The 17,402-nt window shown below is 72.3% G+C and carries 14 protein-coding genes and 1 pseudogene; 8 read left to right on the top strand and 7 right to left on the bottom strand.

Going from position 1 to position 17,402, the window contains the following annotated elements:
- The 5 genes from RIM90_RS23980 to pgl all read left to right on the top strand — a co-directional run.
- The coding region (locus RIM90_RS23980; protein WP_309062827.1) for a transketolase C-terminal domain-containing protein at window positions 1–822 on the top strand (822 nt) is incomplete at its 5' end.
- A gap of 34 nt (window positions 823–856) precedes the next feature.
- Window positions 857–1,975 (top strand): transaldolase, encoded by a 1,119-nt coding sequence (tal, locus tag RIM90_RS23985; RefSeq protein ID WP_309062828.1) that lies wholly within the window; start codon window positions 857–859, stop codon window positions 1,973–1,975.
- A gap of 4 nt (window positions 1,976–1,979) precedes the next feature.
- The gene (zwf, locus tag RIM90_RS23990) at window positions 1,980–3,503 is read left to right on the top strand and encodes a glucose-6-phosphate dehydrogenase (RefSeq protein ID WP_309062829.1); all 1,524 of its coding nucleotides are present in this window, start codon (window positions 1,980–1,982) and stop codon (window positions 3,501–3,503) included.
- Window positions 3,500–4,585, top strand: coding sequence for a glucose-6-phosphate dehydrogenase assembly protein OpcA (gene opcA / locus RIM90_RS23995; protein WP_309062830.1), 1,086 nt, complete (start codon window positions 3,500–3,502; stop codon window positions 4,583–4,585). Before zwf ends, opcA begins: the two co-directional genes overlap by 4 nt.
- Window positions 4,582–5,391, top strand: coding sequence for a 6-phosphogluconolactonase (gene pgl, locus RIM90_RS24000; protein WP_309062831.1), 810 nt, complete (start codon window positions 4,582–4,584; stop codon window positions 5,389–5,391). The genes opcA and pgl overlap by 4 nt, the downstream gene beginning before the upstream one ends.
- Window positions 5,392–5,455: 64 nt before the next feature.
- On the opposite strand, the gene RIM90_RS24005 is transcribed toward pgl, so the two are convergent.
- From RIM90_RS24005 to RIM90_RS24025, 5 genes are all read right to left on the bottom strand, one after another.
- A complete protein-coding gene (locus RIM90_RS24005) occupies window positions 5,456–6,295 on the bottom strand; it encodes a carbohydrate ABC transporter permease (protein WP_309062832.1) in 840 nt (279 codons plus the stop codon).
- Complete coding sequence (locus tag RIM90_RS24010) at window positions 6,292–7,656, bottom strand: ABC transporter permease subunit (protein ID WP_309062833.1); 1,365 nt, start codon at window positions 7,654–7,656, stop codon at window positions 6,292–6,294. The genes RIM90_RS24005 and RIM90_RS24010 overlap by 4 nt, the downstream gene beginning before the upstream one ends.
- Before the next feature lie 5 nt (window positions 7,657–7,661).
- Window positions 7,662–8,990, bottom strand: a complete 1,329-nt coding sequence (locus RIM90_RS24015; protein WP_309062834.1) for an ABC transporter substrate-binding protein — start codon at window positions 8,988–8,990, stop codon at window positions 7,662–7,664.
- A 38-nt stretch (window positions 8,991–9,028) separates the two neighbouring features.
- On the bottom strand, window positions 9,029–10,651 hold the full coding sequence (locus tag RIM90_RS24020) for a glycoside hydrolase family 13 protein (RefSeq protein WP_309062840.1): 1,623 nt from the start codon (window positions 10,649–10,651) through the stop codon (window positions 9,029–9,031).
- A 232-nt stretch (window positions 10,652–10,883) separates the two neighbouring features.
- Window positions 10,884–12,155, bottom strand: coding sequence for an ABC transporter substrate-binding protein (locus RIM90_RS24025; RefSeq protein WP_309062835.1), 1,272 nt, complete (start codon window positions 12,153–12,155; stop codon window positions 10,884–10,886).
- Between the two features lie 127 nt (window positions 12,156–12,282).
- Here RIM90_RS24025 and RIM90_RS24030 point away from each other — a divergent pair, with 127 nt between their 5' ends.
- The 3 genes from RIM90_RS24030 to RIM90_RS24040 are packed head-to-tail and all read left to right on the top strand — an operon-like array spanning window position 12,283 to window position 15,886.
- Window positions 12,283–12,798 (top strand): PadR family transcriptional regulator, encoded by a 516-nt coding sequence (locus tag RIM90_RS24030; protein WP_309062836.1) that lies wholly within the window; start codon window positions 12,283–12,285, stop codon window positions 12,796–12,798.
- Window positions 12,795–13,547 (top strand): ABC transporter ATP-binding protein, encoded by a 753-nt coding sequence (locus RIM90_RS24035; RefSeq protein WP_309062837.1) that lies wholly within the window; start codon window positions 12,795–12,797, stop codon window positions 13,545–13,547. The genes RIM90_RS24030 and RIM90_RS24035 overlap by 4 nt, the downstream gene beginning before the upstream one ends.
- 56 nt (window positions 13,548–13,603) lie before the next feature.
- On the top strand, window positions 13,604–15,886 hold the full coding sequence (locus tag RIM90_RS24040; protein WP_309062838.1) for an FtsX-like permease family protein: 2,283 nt from the start codon (window positions 13,604–13,606) through the stop codon (window positions 15,884–15,886).
- A 12-nt stretch (window positions 15,887–15,898) separates the two neighbouring features.
- On the opposite strand, the gene RIM90_RS24045 is transcribed toward RIM90_RS24040, so the two are convergent.
- Both RIM90_RS24045 and RIM90_RS24050 read right to left on the bottom strand, forming a co-directional pair.
- Window positions 15,899–16,861 carry a hypothetical protein gene (locus RIM90_RS24045; RefSeq protein ID WP_309062839.1) on the bottom strand — a complete coding sequence of 321 codons (963 nt, stop codon included), beginning with the start codon at window positions 16,859–16,861 and terminating at the stop codon, window positions 15,899–15,901.
- A gap of 90 nt (window positions 16,862–16,951) precedes the next feature.
- Window positions 16,952–17,402: pseudogene (locus tag RIM90_RS24050) on the bottom strand (glucose-6-phosphate isomerase); the annotation flags it as partial.

Below are 17,402 nucleotides of genomic sequence, written 5' to 3' on the forward strand. Positions count from 1 at the left end.
GACCCGTACGGCCGCACGATCCACTTCGGCATCCGCGAGCACGCCATGGCCGCGGAGATGAACGGCATCGCGCTGCACGGCAACACCCGGATCTACGGCGGCACCTTCCTGGTGTTCTCCGACTACATGCGCAACGCGGTGCGGCTGTCGGCGCTGATGCACCTGCCGGTGACGTACGTGTGGACGCACGACTCCATCGGTCTGGGCGAGGACGGCCCGACCCACCAGCCGGTCGAGCACCTGGCCTCGCTGCGCGCGATCCCGGGCCTGAACGTCGTCCGCCCGGCGGACGCGAACGAGACCGCGATCGCCTGGCGCGAGATCCTCAAGCGCTGGACGAAGGAGTTCGGCAAGGGCACCCCGCACGGTCTGGCCCTCACCCGCCAGGGCGTGCCGACGTACGAGCCGAACGAGGGCGCGGCGCGCGGCGGCTACGTCATGTTCGAGGCCGACGGCGGTGAACCCCAGGTCATCCTGATCGCGACCGGTTCCGAGGTGCACGTCGCCGTCGAGGCGCGCGAGCGGCTCCAGGCCGACGGTGTGCCGACGCGCGTGGTGTCCATGCCGTCGGTGGAGTGGTTCGAGGAGCAGGACCAGGGGTACCGGGACAGCGTCCTGCCGCCGTCCGTGAAGGCTCGCGTGGCGGTCGAGGCCGGCATCGGTCTCACCTGGCACAAGTACGTGGGGGACGCCGGCCGCATCGTGTCCCTGGAGCACTTCGGCGCGTCGGCGGACGGCAAGGTGCTGTTCAAGGAGTTCGGCTTCACCGCCGAGAACGTGGCCGCCGTCGCCCGGGAATCGATCGCCGCGGCCCAGCGCTGACGCTCGTATACGACACGTAGGAGATGGAATTTCCATGACAGACGCACTCAAGCGCCTCTCCGAGGAGGGCGTCGCGATCTGGCTGGACGACCTGTCGCGCCAGCGGATCACGTCCGGCAACCTCGCCGAGCTGATCGACCAGCAGCACGTCGTGGGCGTCACCACCAACCCGACGATCTTCCAGAAGGCGATCTCCGAGGGCCACGGCTACGACCAGCAGCTCTCCGACCTCGCCGCCCGCAAGGTCACGGTCGAAGAGGCCATCCGGATGATCACCACGGCGGACGTCCGCGACGCCGCCGACATCCTGCGCCCGGTCTTCGACGCCACCGACGGCCGGGACGGCCGGGTCTCGATCGAGGTCGACCCGCGTCTGGCCCACGACACCAAGGCGACGGTCGCCGAGGCCAAGCAGCTGGCCTGGCTGGTGGACCGGCCCAACACCCTCATCAAGATCCCGGCGACCGAGGCCGGCATCCCGGCCATCGCCGAGACCATCGGCCTGGGCATCAGCGTCAACGTGACGCTGATCTTCTCCCTGGAGCGCTACCGCAAGGTCATGGACGCGTTCCTCACCGGCCTGGAGAAGGCCAGGGAGCGCGGCCTGGACCTGTCGAAGATCCACTCCGTGGCGTCCTTCTTCGTCTCCCGCGTGGACACCGAGATCGACAAGCGGATCGACGCGCTCGGCACCGACGAGGCCAAGGCGCTGCGCGGCAGGGCCGCCGTCGCCAACGCGCGCCTGGCCTACCAGGCGTACGAGGAGGTCTTCTCCTCGGACCGCTGGAGCGCGCTGGAGCGCGAGGGCGCCAACAAGCAGCGTCCGCTGTGGGCCTCCACCGGTGTGAAGGACAAGGCGTACAAGGACACCATGTACGTCACCGAGCTGGTCGCCCCCAACACGGTCAACACCATGCCGGAGGCCACCCTGCTGGCCACCGAGGACCACGGCGAGATCACCGGCAACACCGTCGCCGGGACCTACGAGCAGGCCCGCGCCGACCTCGACGCGGTGGAGAAGCTCGGCATCAAGTACGACGACGTGGTGCAGCTCCTGGAGGACGAGGGCGTCGAGAAGTTCGAGGCGTCCTGGAACGACCTTCTGAAGTCGACCGAGGCGGAGCTGCAGCGTCTCGCCCCCGCGGAGGGCTGACACGTTGTCCAGCAGCAACCCGCTGCGTGACCCCGCAGACCGACGGCTCCCGCGCATCGCGGGGCCGTCGGGCCTGGTCATCTTCGGCGTGACGGGCGACCTGTCGCGCAAGAAGCTCATGCCGGCCGTGTACGACCTCGCCAACCGGGGCCTGCTGCCGCCGGGCTTCTCGCTGGTCGGCTTCGCCCGCCGCGAGTGGGCGAACGAGGACTTCGCCCAGGAGGTCCACGACGCGGTCAAGGAGCACGCCCGCACCCCCTTCCGCGAGGAGGTCTGGCAGCAGCTCATCCAGGGCATGCGGTTCGTCCAGGGCACCTTCGACGACGACGAGTCCTTCGAGCGGCTGCGCGCCACGATCGAGGAGCTCGACAAGGCGCAGGGCACGGGCGGCAACTTCGCCTTCTACCTCTCGGTGCCGCCGCGTTCCTTCCCGGTGGTCATCCAGCAGCTGAAGAAGCACGGACTGGCCGACCAGAAGGACGGCTCCTGGCGGCGCGCGGTCATCGAGAAGCCGTTCGGCCACGACCTGAGGTCGGCCGAGGAGCTGAACGCGATCGTCCACGAGGTCTTCGCCCCGGACCAGGTCTTCCGCATCGACCACTACCTGGGCAAGGAGACCGTCCAGAACATCCTGGCGCTGCGCTTCGCCAACCAGCTGTTCGAGCCGATCTGGAACCGGTCCTACGTGGACCACGTGCAGATCACCATGGCCGAGGACATCGGCATCGGCGGCCGGGCCGGCTACTACGACGGCATCGGCGCCGCCCGCGACGTCATCCAGAACCACCTCCTCCAGCTGCTCGCGCTCACCGCGATGGAGGAGCCCGCCTCCTTCGACGCGGACGCGCTGGCCGCGGAGAAGACCAAGGTGCTCGGCGCCGTCCGGCTGCCGAAGGACCTGGGCCGGGACACCGTGCGCGCGCAGTACACGGCCGGCTGGCAGGGCGGCGCGAAGGTCATCGGCTACCTGGAGGAGGAGGGCATCGACCCCTCCTCGAAGACCGACACCTACGCGGCGATCAAGCTGGGCATCGACAACCGCCGCTGGGCGGGCGTCCCCTTCTACCTGCGCACCGGCAAGCGGCTGGGCCGCCGGGTCACCGAGATCGCGGTGGTCTTCCAGCGGGCCCCGCACTCCCCCTTCGACAGCACCGCCACCGAGGAACTGGGCTCCAACGCCATCGTGATCCGCGTCCAGCCGGACGAGGGCGTCACGGTGCGGTTCGGCTCCAAGGTGCCGGGCACGTCGATGGAGATCCGGGACGTGTCGATGGACTTCGCCTACGGCGAGTCGTTCACCGAGTCCAGCCCGGAGGCGTACGAACGGCTCATCCTCGACGTCCTGCTCGGCGACTCCAACCTCTTCCCGCGCACGGAGGAGGTCGAGCTGTCCTGGAAGATCCTCGACCCGATCGAGGAGTACTGGGACGGCAACGGCAAGCCGGCCCGGTACCCGGCCGGCACGTGGGGACCCGTCGAGGCGGACGAAATGCTCGAGCGAGACGGACGGAGCTGGCGCCGGCCATGAAGATAGACCTCACGGACACCACGGCCAGCAGGATCAACAAGGCGCTGGTGCAGGGCCGCCGGGCCATCGGCACCCCGGCCGTCGGCATGGTCCTGACGCTGGTCATCGTGACGGACGAGGAGAACGCCTACGACGCGCTGAAGGCGGCGGACGACGCCTCGCACGAGCATCCCTCGCGCACGCTCGTGGTGATCAAGCGCGTCTCCCGCTCGCCCCGCGACCGCACCCAGTCCCGCCTCGACGCCGAGGTGCGGGTGGGCGCGGACGCGGGCACCGGCGAGACGGTGGTGCTGCGGCTGTACGGCGAGGTCGTCGACCACGCCCAGTCGGTGGTGCTGCCGCTGCTGCTGCCGGACGCCCCGGTGGTGGTCTGGTGGCCGGTCAACGCACCGCTGGATCCGGCGAAGGATCCGCTGGGCGCGCTGGCCCAGCGCCGGGTGACCGACACCTACGCCTGCGAGGACCCGATCCGGGAGCTCACGGCCCGCGCCGACGCGTACACCCCGGGTGACACGGACCTGTCCTGGACCCGCATCACGCCGTGGCGTTCGATGCTGGCCGCGGCCCTGGACCAGGTCGCCTGCGAGGTGGTCGGCGTCGAGGTGGAGGGCGAGGAGTTCAACCCGAGCTGCGAGCTGCTGGCGATGTGGCTCGCGGACCGGCTGGACGTCCCCGTGAAGCGCTCGCTGTCGAGCGGCCCGGGGCTCACGGCGGTCCGCCTGGACACCGACTGCGGCCCGATCGTGCTGGACCGGGCCGACGGTTCGCTGGCCACGCTGTCCATCCAGGGTCAGCCCAAGCGTGCGGTGGCGCTCAAGCGCCGGGACACGGCGGAGCTGATCGCGGAGGAGCTGCGGCGCCTGGACCCGGACGACACCTACGCGTCGGCGCTGCGGTACGGCGTGGAGCGGCTGAAGCGGTCGGACACGTCGTCGGACGGGCCGGGAGAGCCGTCGGGCGAGCCGCCGGCCAAAGGAGAACCGGAGCGCGAGGCGGTCCCCGCGCCCGTCGAGTCGGTTGCGAAAGGTCCCGCGGACCGGGCGACGGCGCAGGCCCCGGTGAAGAGGGCGGCGGCGAAGTGACCACGGCACCGCAGCTCGTCGTGCACCGCGACAAGGAGCTGATGGCCCAGGCCGCGGCGGCCCGGCTGATCACGAGGATCGTGGACGCCCAGGTGTCGCGGGGCTCGGCCTCCGTCGTCCTGACCGGTGGCCGCAACGGCAACGGCCTGCTGGCCGCGCTGGCGGCGACCCCGGCGCGGGACGCGATCGACTGGGGCCGGCTCGACCTGTGGTGGGGCGACGAGCGGTTCCTGCCGGAGGGCGACCCGGAGCGCAATGTCACCCAGGCCCGCCAGGCGCTGCTCGACGCGGTGCCGCTGGACCCGGAGCGCGTGCACGCCATGCCCGCGTCCGACGGGCCGCACGGCGGCGACGTGGACGCGGCGGCGGCCGCCTACGCGGAGGAGCTGGCCCGTGCGGCCGGTCCGGAGACCATGAGATCAGCGGCTGCCGCCGCGGGCGGGCCCGTCCCGACGTTCGACGTCCTGATGCTGGGCGTCGGCCCGGACACGCACGTGGCCTCCCTCTTCCCGGAGCTCCCGGCCGTCCGGGAGACGGAGCGCACGGTGGTCGGCGTGCACGGCGCGCCCAAGCCCCCGCCGACCCGGGTGACCCTCACCCTCCCGGCGATCCGCGCGGCCCGCGAGGTGTGGCTGCTGGCGGCCGGTGAGGACAAGGCCGAGGCGGCGGCGATCGCCCTGTCGGGCGCGGGCGAGATCCAGGCCCCGGCGGCGGGCGCGTACGGCCGTGCCCGCACCCTGTGGCTGCTGGACGCGGCGGCGGCGTCCCAGTTGCCGCGGTCGCTGTATCCGCCGGCGTCGGCGTGACGCACGCATGACACGCACGGACCCCCGCCTCGTCAGGAGGCGGGGGTCCGTGCGTGTGCGGGCGTCACTTCACCGAGCCCGCCATCACCCCCTGCACGAAGTGCCGCTGGAAGGCGAAGAACACGATCACCGGCACCACCAGCGACAGGAACGCACCCGGCGCCAGGACGTCGATGTTGCTGCCGAACTGCCGGATCTGCGACTGGAGCTGAACCGTCAGCGGCTGGGAGGAGCTGTCGGCGAAGAGCAGGGCGACCAGCATGTCGTTCCAGACCCACAGGAACTGGAAGATGGCGAGGCTGGCGATCGCCGGGCGGCCGACGGGAAGGACGAGCCGGGTGAAGATGCGCCATTCGCTGCCCCCGTCCATCCGGGCGGCCTCCAGCATCTCCTTGGGCATCTCGGCGAAGTAGTTCCGCAGCAGGAACACCGCGAACGGCAGCCCGTACGCCACGTGGAACAGCACGACACCGGGGATGGTGCCGAACAGGCCCAGCTGGCCGAAGAGTTTGGCCACCGGCAGCAGGCCGATCTGGACGGGGACGACCAGCAGCGCGACCACGACGAGGAAGATCGGCTCGCGTCCGGGGAAGTCCAGCCAGGCGAAGGCGTATCCGGCGAGTGCCGCGACGACCACGACCAGGACGGTCGTCGGCACCGAGATCAGCACGGTGTTCCAGAACGCCTGGGTGATACCCGTGTTCTCCAGCAGTGCCGCGTAGTTGTCGAAGGACAGCTGCCCGGGGCTGGTGAACACGGTCCACCAGCCGCCCTCGGCGGTGTCCTCGGCGGACCGCAGCGAGGACAGGAACAGACCGGCCAGCGGGGTCATCCAGACCAGGCCGATCACGACCAGGAAGGCCTGCACCACCGCGCTGCTCAGGCCGCGCCGGACCGCGTTCATCGCTGACTCCTTCGGAAACGGCGGACGTTGAAGACCATGGCCGGGATGACCAGGAGCAGGAGCAGCACACCGAGCGCGCTGCCGAGCCCCTGGTTGTTGCCGCCGCCGAACGACACCAGCCACATCTGCGTCGCGAGCACGGTCGCGTCCTCCTGAACGGGCCCGGGCGCGATGATGTAGACGAGGTCGAAGACCTTCATCACGTTGATCACCAGGGTCACGAAGACGACGGTGAGGACGGGCGCGAGCAGCGGGACCGTGATGCGGCGGAAGATCTGCCACTCGTTGGCGCCGTCCATCCGCGCCGCCTCCAGCGCGTCCCGGGGCAGGGTGGACAGGCCGGCCCCGATCAGCACCATCGCGAAGCCGGTCCAGATCCACAGGTACGCGCCGATGATCGCCGGTGTGACGAGGGCCGGTCCGAGCCAGGAGATGCCCTCGTAGGGCGGCGCGAAGTTGGCGGCGGGCAGCCTCACCGCGTACGAGCCGCTCTCCAGGCCGGTGAAGCGGAACGAGCCGTCGGCCGCGGTCGTCGTGCTCGCGACCGTCCTCCCGTCGCGGACCGCCTCGACCTTCATGCCGGGCAGTCCGCTCTCCCGCCGGTCGACCACCCCCGGCTCCCCTCCTCCGCCGGGGGTGAAGTCGAGGTACACGACGCCGCGCACCTCGTCGGCGCCGGCCGTGCGCGAGGCCGCCGCGTGGGCGGGTTCGGCGTCGCCCGGCAGGTCCTTGGGGGCGACGCCGACCAGGCCCAGCGCCGCCGTGCCGCCGGGTGAGACGCCCGCGCCGGTGACGTACGAGCCGTCCGCCTCCTTGGTCAGGCCCGCGCCGTCCCGGGCGCGGGCGGCCGGGTAGGAGGAGGTGCCCTTGAAGGCGTCGTGGACGGTGACCGCGGCGGCGTTCAGGACGCCCTTGTCCGGGTCCTGGTCGTAGGCGAGCCGGAAGATGATCCCGGCGGCCAGGAAGGACACCGCCATCGGCATGAACAGCAGCAGCTTGAAGGCGGTGGCCCAGCGGACCTTCTCCACCAGCACCGCGAGGATCAGTCCCAGGCCGGTGAGCAGGGTGGGGGCGACGACGACCCAGATCGCGGTGTTCCGGATGGCCTTGAGGGTGGTCGGGTCGCGGAACATCTCGGCGTAGTTCTCGCCGCCCACGAACTCGTTCCCGGAGGCGTCGAAGAGGCTGCGGCCCACGGAGAACAGCACGGGGTACACCACCAGCGCGCCCAGCAGGAGCAGCGCGGGGAGCACGAACAGCAGGGCGATGACCCGCCCCCGGCGGCGCAGGCGCCGGCCGCGCGCGCCGTCGGGTTGCGCGGGCGCCGGGGGGCTCGCCTCTTTCACCAGTGTGGCGGTCATGGCCGTCAGTTCCCGTACGCCTTGGCCGCGGCGTCCTCGAGCTCGGCCGCGGTCTTCTCGGGGTCGGACGGGTCGCGCAGGAAGTCCTGGAGGATCTTCCACTCGCCGGCGCCCTTGGTGCCGCCGAAGGCGGCCGGGGCCTGGTCGGACATGTCGAAGCGGACCGAGTCGCCGGCCGCGATCAGGGACTCGGCGGTGGCCCGGGTGACGTCGTCGCCGTAGGAGGCGAGGTCGAGCTCCTTGTTCGGGGAGAGGAAGCCGCCCGCCTCGGCCCACACGGCGGCGGCCTCGGGGGTGGCCAGGTACTCCAGGAGCGCCATGCCGGCCTTGGCGTTCTTGCCGTCCTTGAGCACCACGGCCGCGTCGCCGCCGCTGACCACGGGCGCCTTGCCGGAGCCGACCGGCGGGAAGGGGAAGAAGTTCGCGTCGGTGCCGATGGTCTTCCCGAACTGGTCCTTGGCGACGCCCGCGACGAAGTCGCCCTCGTAGACCATGGCGGCCTCGGCCTTGGGCCCGAAGACCTTCTCCACCGAGCCGGGGAAGTCGGTGTTGAGTGCCTCCTTCCGGCCGCCCGCGACGAGCTGCTCGTCCTTGAAGAGCTTGCCGAGCGTGGTGAGCGCCTCGACCACCGTCGGGTCGGTCCACTTGATCTCGTGCGCGGCGAGGGCGTCGTACTTCTCGGGTCCGGCCTGGGAGAGGTAGACGTTCTCGAACCAGTCGGTGAGCGTCCAGCCGTCCTGTCCGGCGACGGAGAAGGCGGCGAGACCGGAGTCGGAGATCGTCCGCCCGTCCTTCAGCATCGCGTCGTACGTCTTCGGCGGGGTGACGCCGGCCTGTTCGAGGGCCTCGGGGCTGTACCAGACGGTCGACTTGTGGGCGGCCTTGAAGTACAGGCCGTACAGGGTGCCGTCGACGCTGCCGTAGTCCTGCCACACCTGGGCGAAGTTGGTGCCCACGGTGGACCGGACCTTCTTGTCCAGCGGCTTGAGCCAGCCCTTCTCGGCGAACTGCTTGAGCACGCCGACCTGCGGGACCATCACGACGTCGGGGGCGTTGCCGCCCTCGATCTTGCTGCCGACGACGGTGGAGACGTTGTCGCCGGTGGACACGAACTGCGTCTTGGCGCCGGTCTTCTCGGTGAAGGCGTCCAGCACCTTCTGGAAGTTCTTCTGCTCGCTGCCGGACCAGACACCGGCGACGGTGACGGTCTGGCCGCTGAGCGCCTGGTCGCCGCCGCCGGCCGTGACGGGGTCGCCGCTGCCGCAGGCGGTCGCGCCGACGGCGAGGACGAGGGCGGTGCATCCGGTGAGCAGGGTGGTACGTCGTCGCATCATCGTTGATGTCCCTTCGGGGTACGGGAGTGGGCGGAGGTTCAGGAGCCGCTGATCCACCAGGCGGCGGTGGAGCCGGGGAGCACCCCGGGCGGGCACGGGCCGCTGGCGAGCAGCGGGGTGCCGGGGACCGGGGCGGGTACGGGGGCGGTGCCGAAGTTGACGGCGCACACGAGGTCGTCGCCGCGGACGAAGGCCAGCACGCCGGGCTGGGTGTCCAGCCAGCGCAGCGTGCCCTCGCCCAGCTGGGGCAGGGCGGCGCGCAGTTGCAGGCCGTCGCGGTACAGGTGCCAGAAGGAGCGGGTGTCGGCCAGCGCGCGGTCGGTGGCGTGCTCGGCGAACCACTCCGGCTGCGGCAGCCAGGGCCGGGCGCCCTCGGCACCCGAGGTGAAGCCGAACGGGGAGGCCTGTCCGGACCAGGGCAGCGGCACCCGGCAGCCGTCGCGGATCCGGGCGCGGCTGCCGGTGCGGCGGAAGATCGGGTCGGTGAGCACGTCGTCGGGCAGGTCGACGACCTCGGGCAGGCCCAGTTCCTCGCCCTGGTAGATGTAGGCGGCGCCGGGCAGTGCCAGCATCAGCAGCGCGGCGGCGCGGGCGCGGGCGGCGCCGAGCCCGCTGCCCTGGGGGGTGGGCTCGCCGTAGCGGGTGACGGTGCGGACCTGGTCGTGGTTGTTGAGGACCCAGGTGACGGTCGAGCCCGTGCCGGCTATGTCCTGCATGGCCTCGGAGATGACCTTGCGGAAGGCGTCGGCGTCCCAGGGGGCGCCGAGCAGGTCGAAGAAGAAGGCCTGGTGCAGCTCGTCGGGGCGGACGTACTTCGCGTGCTCGCGGGCGGTCGGCACGGAGACCTCGCCGACCAGGAGGCGTTCGCGCCCGTCGCGGGCGGTGTACTCCTCGCACACCGCGCGCCAGTGCCGCCACACCTCGTGCACCTCGGGCTGGTTCCAGGCGAGCGGGTTGACCGAGTCGCGGGTGCGGGCGTCGGCCTCCGGGTCGGGCGAGTCGGGCAGCTCCGGGTGCTTGAACAGACCGGCGGCGACATCGATGCGGAAGCCGTCGACGCCCCGGTCCAGCCAGAACCGCAGGACGTGGTCGAAGTGGGCGGCGACCTCCGGGTCGCGCCAGTTCCAGTCCGGCTGCTCGGGCGTGAACATGTGCAGGTACCACTGGCCGGGCCGGCCGTCCGGCTCGGTGACGCGGGTCCAGGCGGGGCCGCCGAACATGGCGTGCCAGTTGTTGGGCGGCTCGGCGCCGCCCGGTCCGCGGCCGTCGGCGAAGTGGAAGCGGGCGCGCTCCGGGCTGCCGGGCGGCGCGGCGAGCGCCGCGCGGAACCAGGGGTGCTCGCTGGAGCAGTGGTTGGGGACGATGTCCAGCAGCACCTTGATGCCGAGCCGCCGGGCGGCACCCACCAGCAGGTCGAACTCGGTGAGGTCGCCGAAGACCGGGTCGACGTCGCAGTAGTCGGCCACGTCGTAACCGTGGTCGTGCTGCGGCGAGGGGTAGAAGGGGCTCAGCCAGATCCCGTCCACGCCGAGCTTCTTCAGGTACGGCAGGCCCGCCCTGACCCCGGCGAGATCGCCGATGCCGTCACCGGTGCTGTCCAGGAAGCTGCGGACGTACACCTGGTAGATCACTGCGTCGCGCCACCAGCGGTGGGTGTCGATGCGCTTGAGACTCACCCCGTCGACCTGTCTGTGCGTGCGGAGGCCCGGGACCCCAGGGAACCGGGCTGACGGTTATGCATGCATGTTAAGTAGGCGTGTCGCGAGGGTGTCAACGAACGTACGCAACCTACCCGGGAGTTGACTCGGATAAATGCACCCTTATCGGGTCACTCCAGGCAGAGATGAGACGTCCGCGTTACTTAACAGGTAACTAGGGAGATCTCTGCGAGGGCTACCGAGAGGAGACGGCGGCGAGTTCGCGCGCCAGTCGTCGCACCGCGGCCTCGGGCGTCTGCCGTCCGGTCATCGCGTCGTGCACGACGGCCTGCACGACCAGGCTCACCTGGTCGTAGTGCGGGCTCTTGGGGCGCGGGGCGGCGGCGAGCACGCTCTCGCGCAGGGTCGGCAGGTACGGGAACCGCCGGACCAGTCCGGGATCGTCGTACAGCGCGGCCCGCACCGGCGGCAGCGCGCCGCGCGTGAGGACCTGGCGCTGGACGCGTTCGCTGGTGAGGTACGCGATCAGGCGCGCGGCGGAGTCGGGGTGCCGGGCATGGCTGCTGACGGCCAGGTTGGAGCCGCCGAGGACGCTGGTTCCCGGGCCGTCCGGTCCGGGCAGCGGTACGGCGCCGACCCGGCCGGCGACCTTCGAGCCCGGGGCGGTGGCGGCGACGTAGGCGTAGGGCCAGTTGCGCAGGAAGAGCAGCCGGCCGTCCTGGAAGGCCTGCTTGGACTCCTCCTCCTTGTAGGTCAGCGCCTCCTTCGGGATCCAGCCCTCGCGGACCCCGCGCGCCAGGAAGCCGATGCCCTCCCTGGCCGCCCGGGAGTTCACGGTGACGCGCTCGCCCTCGTCGCCGAGGATGGTGCCGCCGGCCGAGTAGACGGCCTCGGCCGCGTTGACGGTCAGGCCCTCGTAGGGCAGGAACTGGCCCGCGTAGCCGTCGAGGCCGTGCCTGGGGGCGAGGGTCCTCGCGGCCCGCTCCAGCTCGGCCCAGGTGCGCGGCGGCGGGACGCCCTCCTCGGCGAGGACGTCCTTGCGGTACAGGAGCAGCCCGGCGTTGGTGACGTACGGGACGGCGTAGAGCCGGCCGTCGTAGGTCGCCGTGTTCACGACCCGGGGCAGGAAGGTGCCGAGCGGGAAGCGGTCGCGGGGCAGCGGGCGGATCCAGCCGGCGGCGGCGAACTCCGAGGTCCAGCTGACGTCGATGTTGAGCACGTCGAACCGGCCGCGCTCGGCGCCGCGCAGGTCGGTGATCATCTGCGCGCGGGTCTCGTCGGCCGAGTCGGGCAGCTCGACGAGGGTGACCCTCTCTTCGGGATGGGTGCGGTTCCAGCCCTCGAGGACGGAGCCGAGATAGCCGGTGAGGTCGCCGGCGGTGGCCAGGGTGAGCGGGCCGCGACCGTCCGCGTCGGCCTCGCCGGCCCGCGCGCCGGAGGCGACGTAACCGGCCAGGACCACGACCAGGACAAGGAGGCCCCTACCCGCGGCACGGATCCACCGCATAGGTTCCTCCCTGTACACCGGCACCCGGGCACCCTCGTCCGGGAGTCAGAGGCCATGTATACCTGTTAGGTATGGGCGATACTAGGGCCTGCGGCACATTACCCAGGTTGCGAGGAGGAGAGCACGAGTGCGGCTGCCCCTCCTGGCCCTGCTCGCGCGCGGCGCGGCCCACGGCTACGAGCTCAAGCAGGACCTTGAGCAACTGCTGGGCTCCGCGTACCCTCAGCCGAACGTCGGCCAGATCTACGTCACCCTCGGCCGCCTCGAGAGATCGGGACTGATCGAGGGCGAGGACGTCGAGCAGTCGAGCCGGCCCAACAAGAAGGTCTACCACCTCACCGACGCCGGGCGGGAGGCGCTGCGCGCCTGGTACGAGGAGACGGCGGACGAGCCGCGGGTGCGGGACGAGTTCTTCATGAAGCTGGCCCTGGCTCCGCGGACCGGTCTCGCCGACCAGATCGCCCTGATCAACAAGCAGCGGCGCCAGTACCTCAACACCATGCGGCAGTTGTCGAAGCTGGCCGCCGCCGAAGACCGGGACAACCGCATCGCCCATCTGCTGATCGAGGGCGCGATGCTGCACCTGCAGGCCGACCTCGACTGGCTGGAGCGGTGCCAGGAAGAGCTGGAGGAGCTGGAGTGAGCGAGAGCACCGCTCCCGTGCTGCGCGCCGAAGGCCTGGTCAAGACGCACCACGGCGAGGGCGCCCCGGCGCACGCCGTGCGCGGGGTCGATCTGTGCGTGGCGCGCGGCGAGTTCGTCGCGATCACCGGCCCGTCCGGCGCGGGCAAGTCGACGCTGCTGCATCTGCTCGGCGGACTGCAGCGGCCGGACGCGGGCAGCATCTGGCTGGACGGCGAGTGCACCGACGGCTACGGCGAGGCCCGGTGGGCGGTGGAGCGCCGCAGGCGGATCGGGATCGTCTTCCAGTTCTTCAACCTCGTCTCCGACCTGTCGGTCGCCGACAACGTGGAACTGCCCGCCCTGCTCGCCGGGGTGCCGCCGCGGAAGGCCCGCGCCGAACGCGAGGCGCTGCTGGCCGAGCTGGGGCTCGCGGGCAAGGAGCGGAGCATGCCGGGCGAGCTGTCCGGCGGTGAGCAGCAGCGGGTCGCGCTGGCCCGGGCGCTGGTCAACCATCCGCCGCTGCTGCTGGCCGACGAGCCCGCGGGCAGCCTGGACAGCAAGGGCACCCGCGAGGTGATGCGGCTGCTGTCCCGCTTCCACCAGCGCGGTCAGACGATCCTGCTGGTCACGCACGACGCCCGGCTGGCGAGCGCCGCGGACCGGGTGATCAGCTTCTTCGACGGGCGGATCGCCGACGACGCGGAACTCGACGGCGGCCCACCGCCGCGCCGGACCGGGATATCGGGTGTGCTGGAGCTCAAGGACTGACCTGCCGTGACCGACCTGACGTTCCACGACCGCCCCGCGCCGAGGGGCTGAGGCCGGTGCGGGCGACCCTGCGCTGGGCGCACTCCGATCTGCGCACGCACCGCGGCGAGGCGCTGTTCCTGGTCCTCGCCACCGCGGGCATCGTCGCGTCCCTGCTGCTGGCCACGGCCCTGTTCGGGTACGCGACCAATCCCTGGCAGCGCGTCTTCGCACAGGCGCACGGCGCGCACGTGACGCTGCACACCACCGCCTCCGCCGACGCCGGGAAGCTGGCCGGCCTGGACGGCGTGGACTCCGTCGCCGGGCCCTACCCCACCGCCCCCCTCACCCTCGCCTCGCGCGGCAGCCGCGCCGCCGTCGAACTGCGCGGCACCGCCGAGCGCCCCGGCGTGGGCCGCCCGCTGATCACCTCCGGGCGCTGGCTGGACCCGGCCGCCCCCGACGGCGTGGTCCTGGAGAGCCGGCTCGCCGGCGCGCTGCTGGCGGCTCCCGGTGACACCCTCACCGTGCCCGGCACCGCGCGGAAACTGACCGTCGTCGGCGTCGCCGACAGTGCCGAGCCGCGCTACCGGCCCGGTGAGCGGCCGGGCCTGGTGTGGGCCCTGCCGTCGGCCGTGCCGGACCCGGGCGGGCAGGTGATCGGGCTCAGGCTGACCGACCCCGGCGACACCGGCTACGCCGTGCAGCGGGCGGTGACCGTGCTGGGCGCCGGGGCGATCGGCGAGGTCGCCACCTGGCAGCAGGCGCGTGCCGAGGCCCAGGGCGACAACCGGCTGCTCGGCCAGGTGCTGGGCCTGTTCGGTCTGGGCGCGCTGATCGCCGCCGGGTTCGCCGTGCACGGGGCGATCGGCACCCGGATCCGGGGGCATCTGCGGGACATCTCCGTCCTCAAGGCGATCGGCTTCACGCCCGGCCAGGTCGTCCGCGTCTTCCTGGTCCAGCACCTGGTCTACGCCCTGCTGGGCGCCGTGGCCGCCGCGGTGCTCACCGAGGCCCTGGGCAGCGCGGTACCGGGGCGGCTCGGCGACGCGGTCGGCGTGTGGCAGGGGCTGCCCGGGCACACCGCGGCGCTGTTCGCGGTGCCGGTGGGGGCGGTGCTGTTCATCGGCGCGACCACCGGGCTCGCCGCCTGGCGGGCGGGCCGGGTGCCGCCGGTGCCGGTGCCGCGGCCGGCGGCTCCCCCGGCCGGCCGGCTGACGGGCGTGGCGCGGCGGGCGCTGGGATCACGGGTGCCGCCGGCGCTGGTGCTCGGCTGGCACAAGGCGTTCACGCGCCGCCCGCGGTCCCTGGGCGCGGTGGCCCGGCTGGCGCTGCCGCTGCTGCTGATCGTGGTGGCGATGAGCGCGTGGACCACCCTCGACCGCTTCCACAGCGCTCCCGAGCGGATGGGACTGCCGACCGCGCTCAGCGTCCGGGCCGACGCCGGGCTGGGCGAACGGGAGGTCCGCGCCCTGCTGGAGCGCGACCCCGGGGTCGCCGCCGCCTACCCGGGCGTGGAGGTGGCCGCCCTGGTGCCCGGCCAGACGGCCACCATCGCCCTGCGCGGTCTCGGCACCCACCGGGAGCCGTACCCGTTCACGCTGGCCGAGGGCCGTCCCGCGCGCGGCCCGGACGAGGCGGTGGCCGGGCAGGGGCTGCTCGACCTGCTGCACGTCCGGGTCGGTGACTGGGTGCGGGTGACCGTCGGCGACCGGCCGCAGATCCTGCACATCGTCGGCCGCAGCATCGAACCGGAGAACGCCGGCCGGGTCATCTCCACCTCGCTCGACACCCTGCGCGCCAACGACCCGGGCCTCGGGCCGACCCTCCACCAGCTCCGCCTGGCCCCCGGCACCGACCCGGAGGCGGTGGCCGGCCGGCTGACCGAGGCCGGGCGCGGCCACCTCGACGTGCACACCGTGACCAACCCGGCCGACGGGCTCTCCCCCCTGCGGGCGGTCGTCCTCGGGCTGATCGTGGTCCTCGCCCTGATCGGGCTGATCGAGCTGCTGACCGCGATCGGCGGCACGGTCCGCGAGGGCGAACGGGACCTGCTGGCGCTCAAGGCCATCGGGCTCTCCCCCCGGCAGATCACCGCGATCACGGTCACGGCCACCGCCGGTACGGCCCTCGCGGCCGTGCTCGTCGCCACGGCCCTGGGGCTGCCGCTGGCGCACTGGCTGATCGACGCCCAGGGCAGATCGAGCGGCATCGGTGCCGGGATCGCCCAGGGGCCCTCTCCCGTGCTCCTGCTGCTGCTCGGGGCGGCCGCCGTACTGGGTGCCGCCGCTCTCGCCGCCCTCCCGGCCGCCCGTGCGGCCCGCCGCCGCCTCGCGGACACGCTGAGCGCGGTCGCCTGAGCTCCCCGCGGGTCAGCCGCCGTAGGGGCCGTAGGGATGCTGCGGGGCGTAGGGATGCTGCGGGGCGTGGGGGTGCGGCCCGGCGCCGGGAGCCGGCACGCGGGGAGGCTGCGGCGGCGCGTAGGGGTTGCCGCCTCCCGCGGGCGGGTGCGGATGGCCGTAGGGGTTCCCCTGCGGCGGTACGTGCGGCAGTCCCGTCGGCGGCATCGGCGGGACGGGGCCCGGCAGGGGCGGAAGGCTCGCCGGGTGCGTGCCCAGCCGGACGCCGTAGCGCCGCTTCAGCCGGCCCGTCTCCAGCAGGGCGATGGCCGTGACCGTCACCGGGGCACCCAGGATGAAGACCACGCCCATGGTGAGGCTGAGCCCGTGCAGGTCCCCGGTGACGAGGTCCGGGACGGCCATCAGCCAGCTGGTCACCGTGGCGAGCAGCGCCGGCAGACAGCGGTGCACGGCGGCCGTGCCGAAGAAGTTGCCGGAGACCCGAACGGCCCCGTGGACCACGAAGACGAGCCCCCACATCATCGTCAGGCCCACCCCGATGACCACCAGTGGGTTCCCCGAGGCGTTCGTCGTCTGCACCATCAGGACGAGCGCGACGACGCAGCCGATGAACAGCAGGAGCAGCTTGAGGGAGTTGAGCAGCGGCACCCGCAACTGCCGTACGGTGCCGGTGCGCCGCCAGACGAGCAGCATCACGCCGACCGTCAGCGGGGTGAGGAACAGCAGGACGGCGGAGGCGGTCAGCGCGTTCTCCAGCAGCTCCGTGACGTCGAAACCGCCCTCGATGAAGGTGTAGACGCCGAGGGACGCGACCGCTCCGGCGATCACCCGGAAACGCTTGAGCCGCTCGATCGACGGATCGAGCGACTCGGGGATCCACGCGGGATGGAACACCGCCCGCGCGACCCGGTGCGGCTTCAGCAGGGACCGGATCGTGAGTGTGCCCCCGGTCCAACTTCCGTGCGTACGTGCCACTTCGTGCTCCCCCGAGCGTTCGCCGTGATGATCGCCGGGGATTCTACGGGAAGCGGACGGCGCTCTGCCGCCCGCTTTCCCGCGCCCTGCTCACTGCCGGCCGCGCAGCTCCCGGTAGGCCGCGACCAGTGCCTGGGTGGAGGCGTCCAGGCCGGGCACCCGGGCGCCCTCGGTGAGGGCGGGCTCGACGCGCTTGGCGAGCACCTTGCCCAGCTCCACGCCCCACTGGTCGAAGGAGTCGATGTTCCAGACCGCGCCCTGCACGAACACCTTGTGCTCGTAGAGGGCGACGAGCTGACCGAGCACGGACGGCGTCAGCTCGCGCGCGAGGATCGTGGTCGTGGGGTGGTTGCCCTTGAACGTCTTGTGCGGCACCAGTTCCTCCGGCACCCCTTCGCCGCGCACCTCGTCCGGGGTCTTGCCGAAGGCGAGGGCCTGGGTCTGGGCGAAGAAGTTGGCCATCAACAGGTCGTGCTGGTCCTTGAGTTCACCGCTCAGCTCGGCGACCGGCTCGGCGAAGCCGATGAAGTCCGCCGGGATC

It is taken from the genome of Streptomyces sp., from assembly GCF_031181555.1.
GTDB lineage: Bacteria > Actinomycetota > Actinomycetes > Streptomycetales > Streptomycetaceae > Streptomyces > Streptomyces fimbriatus.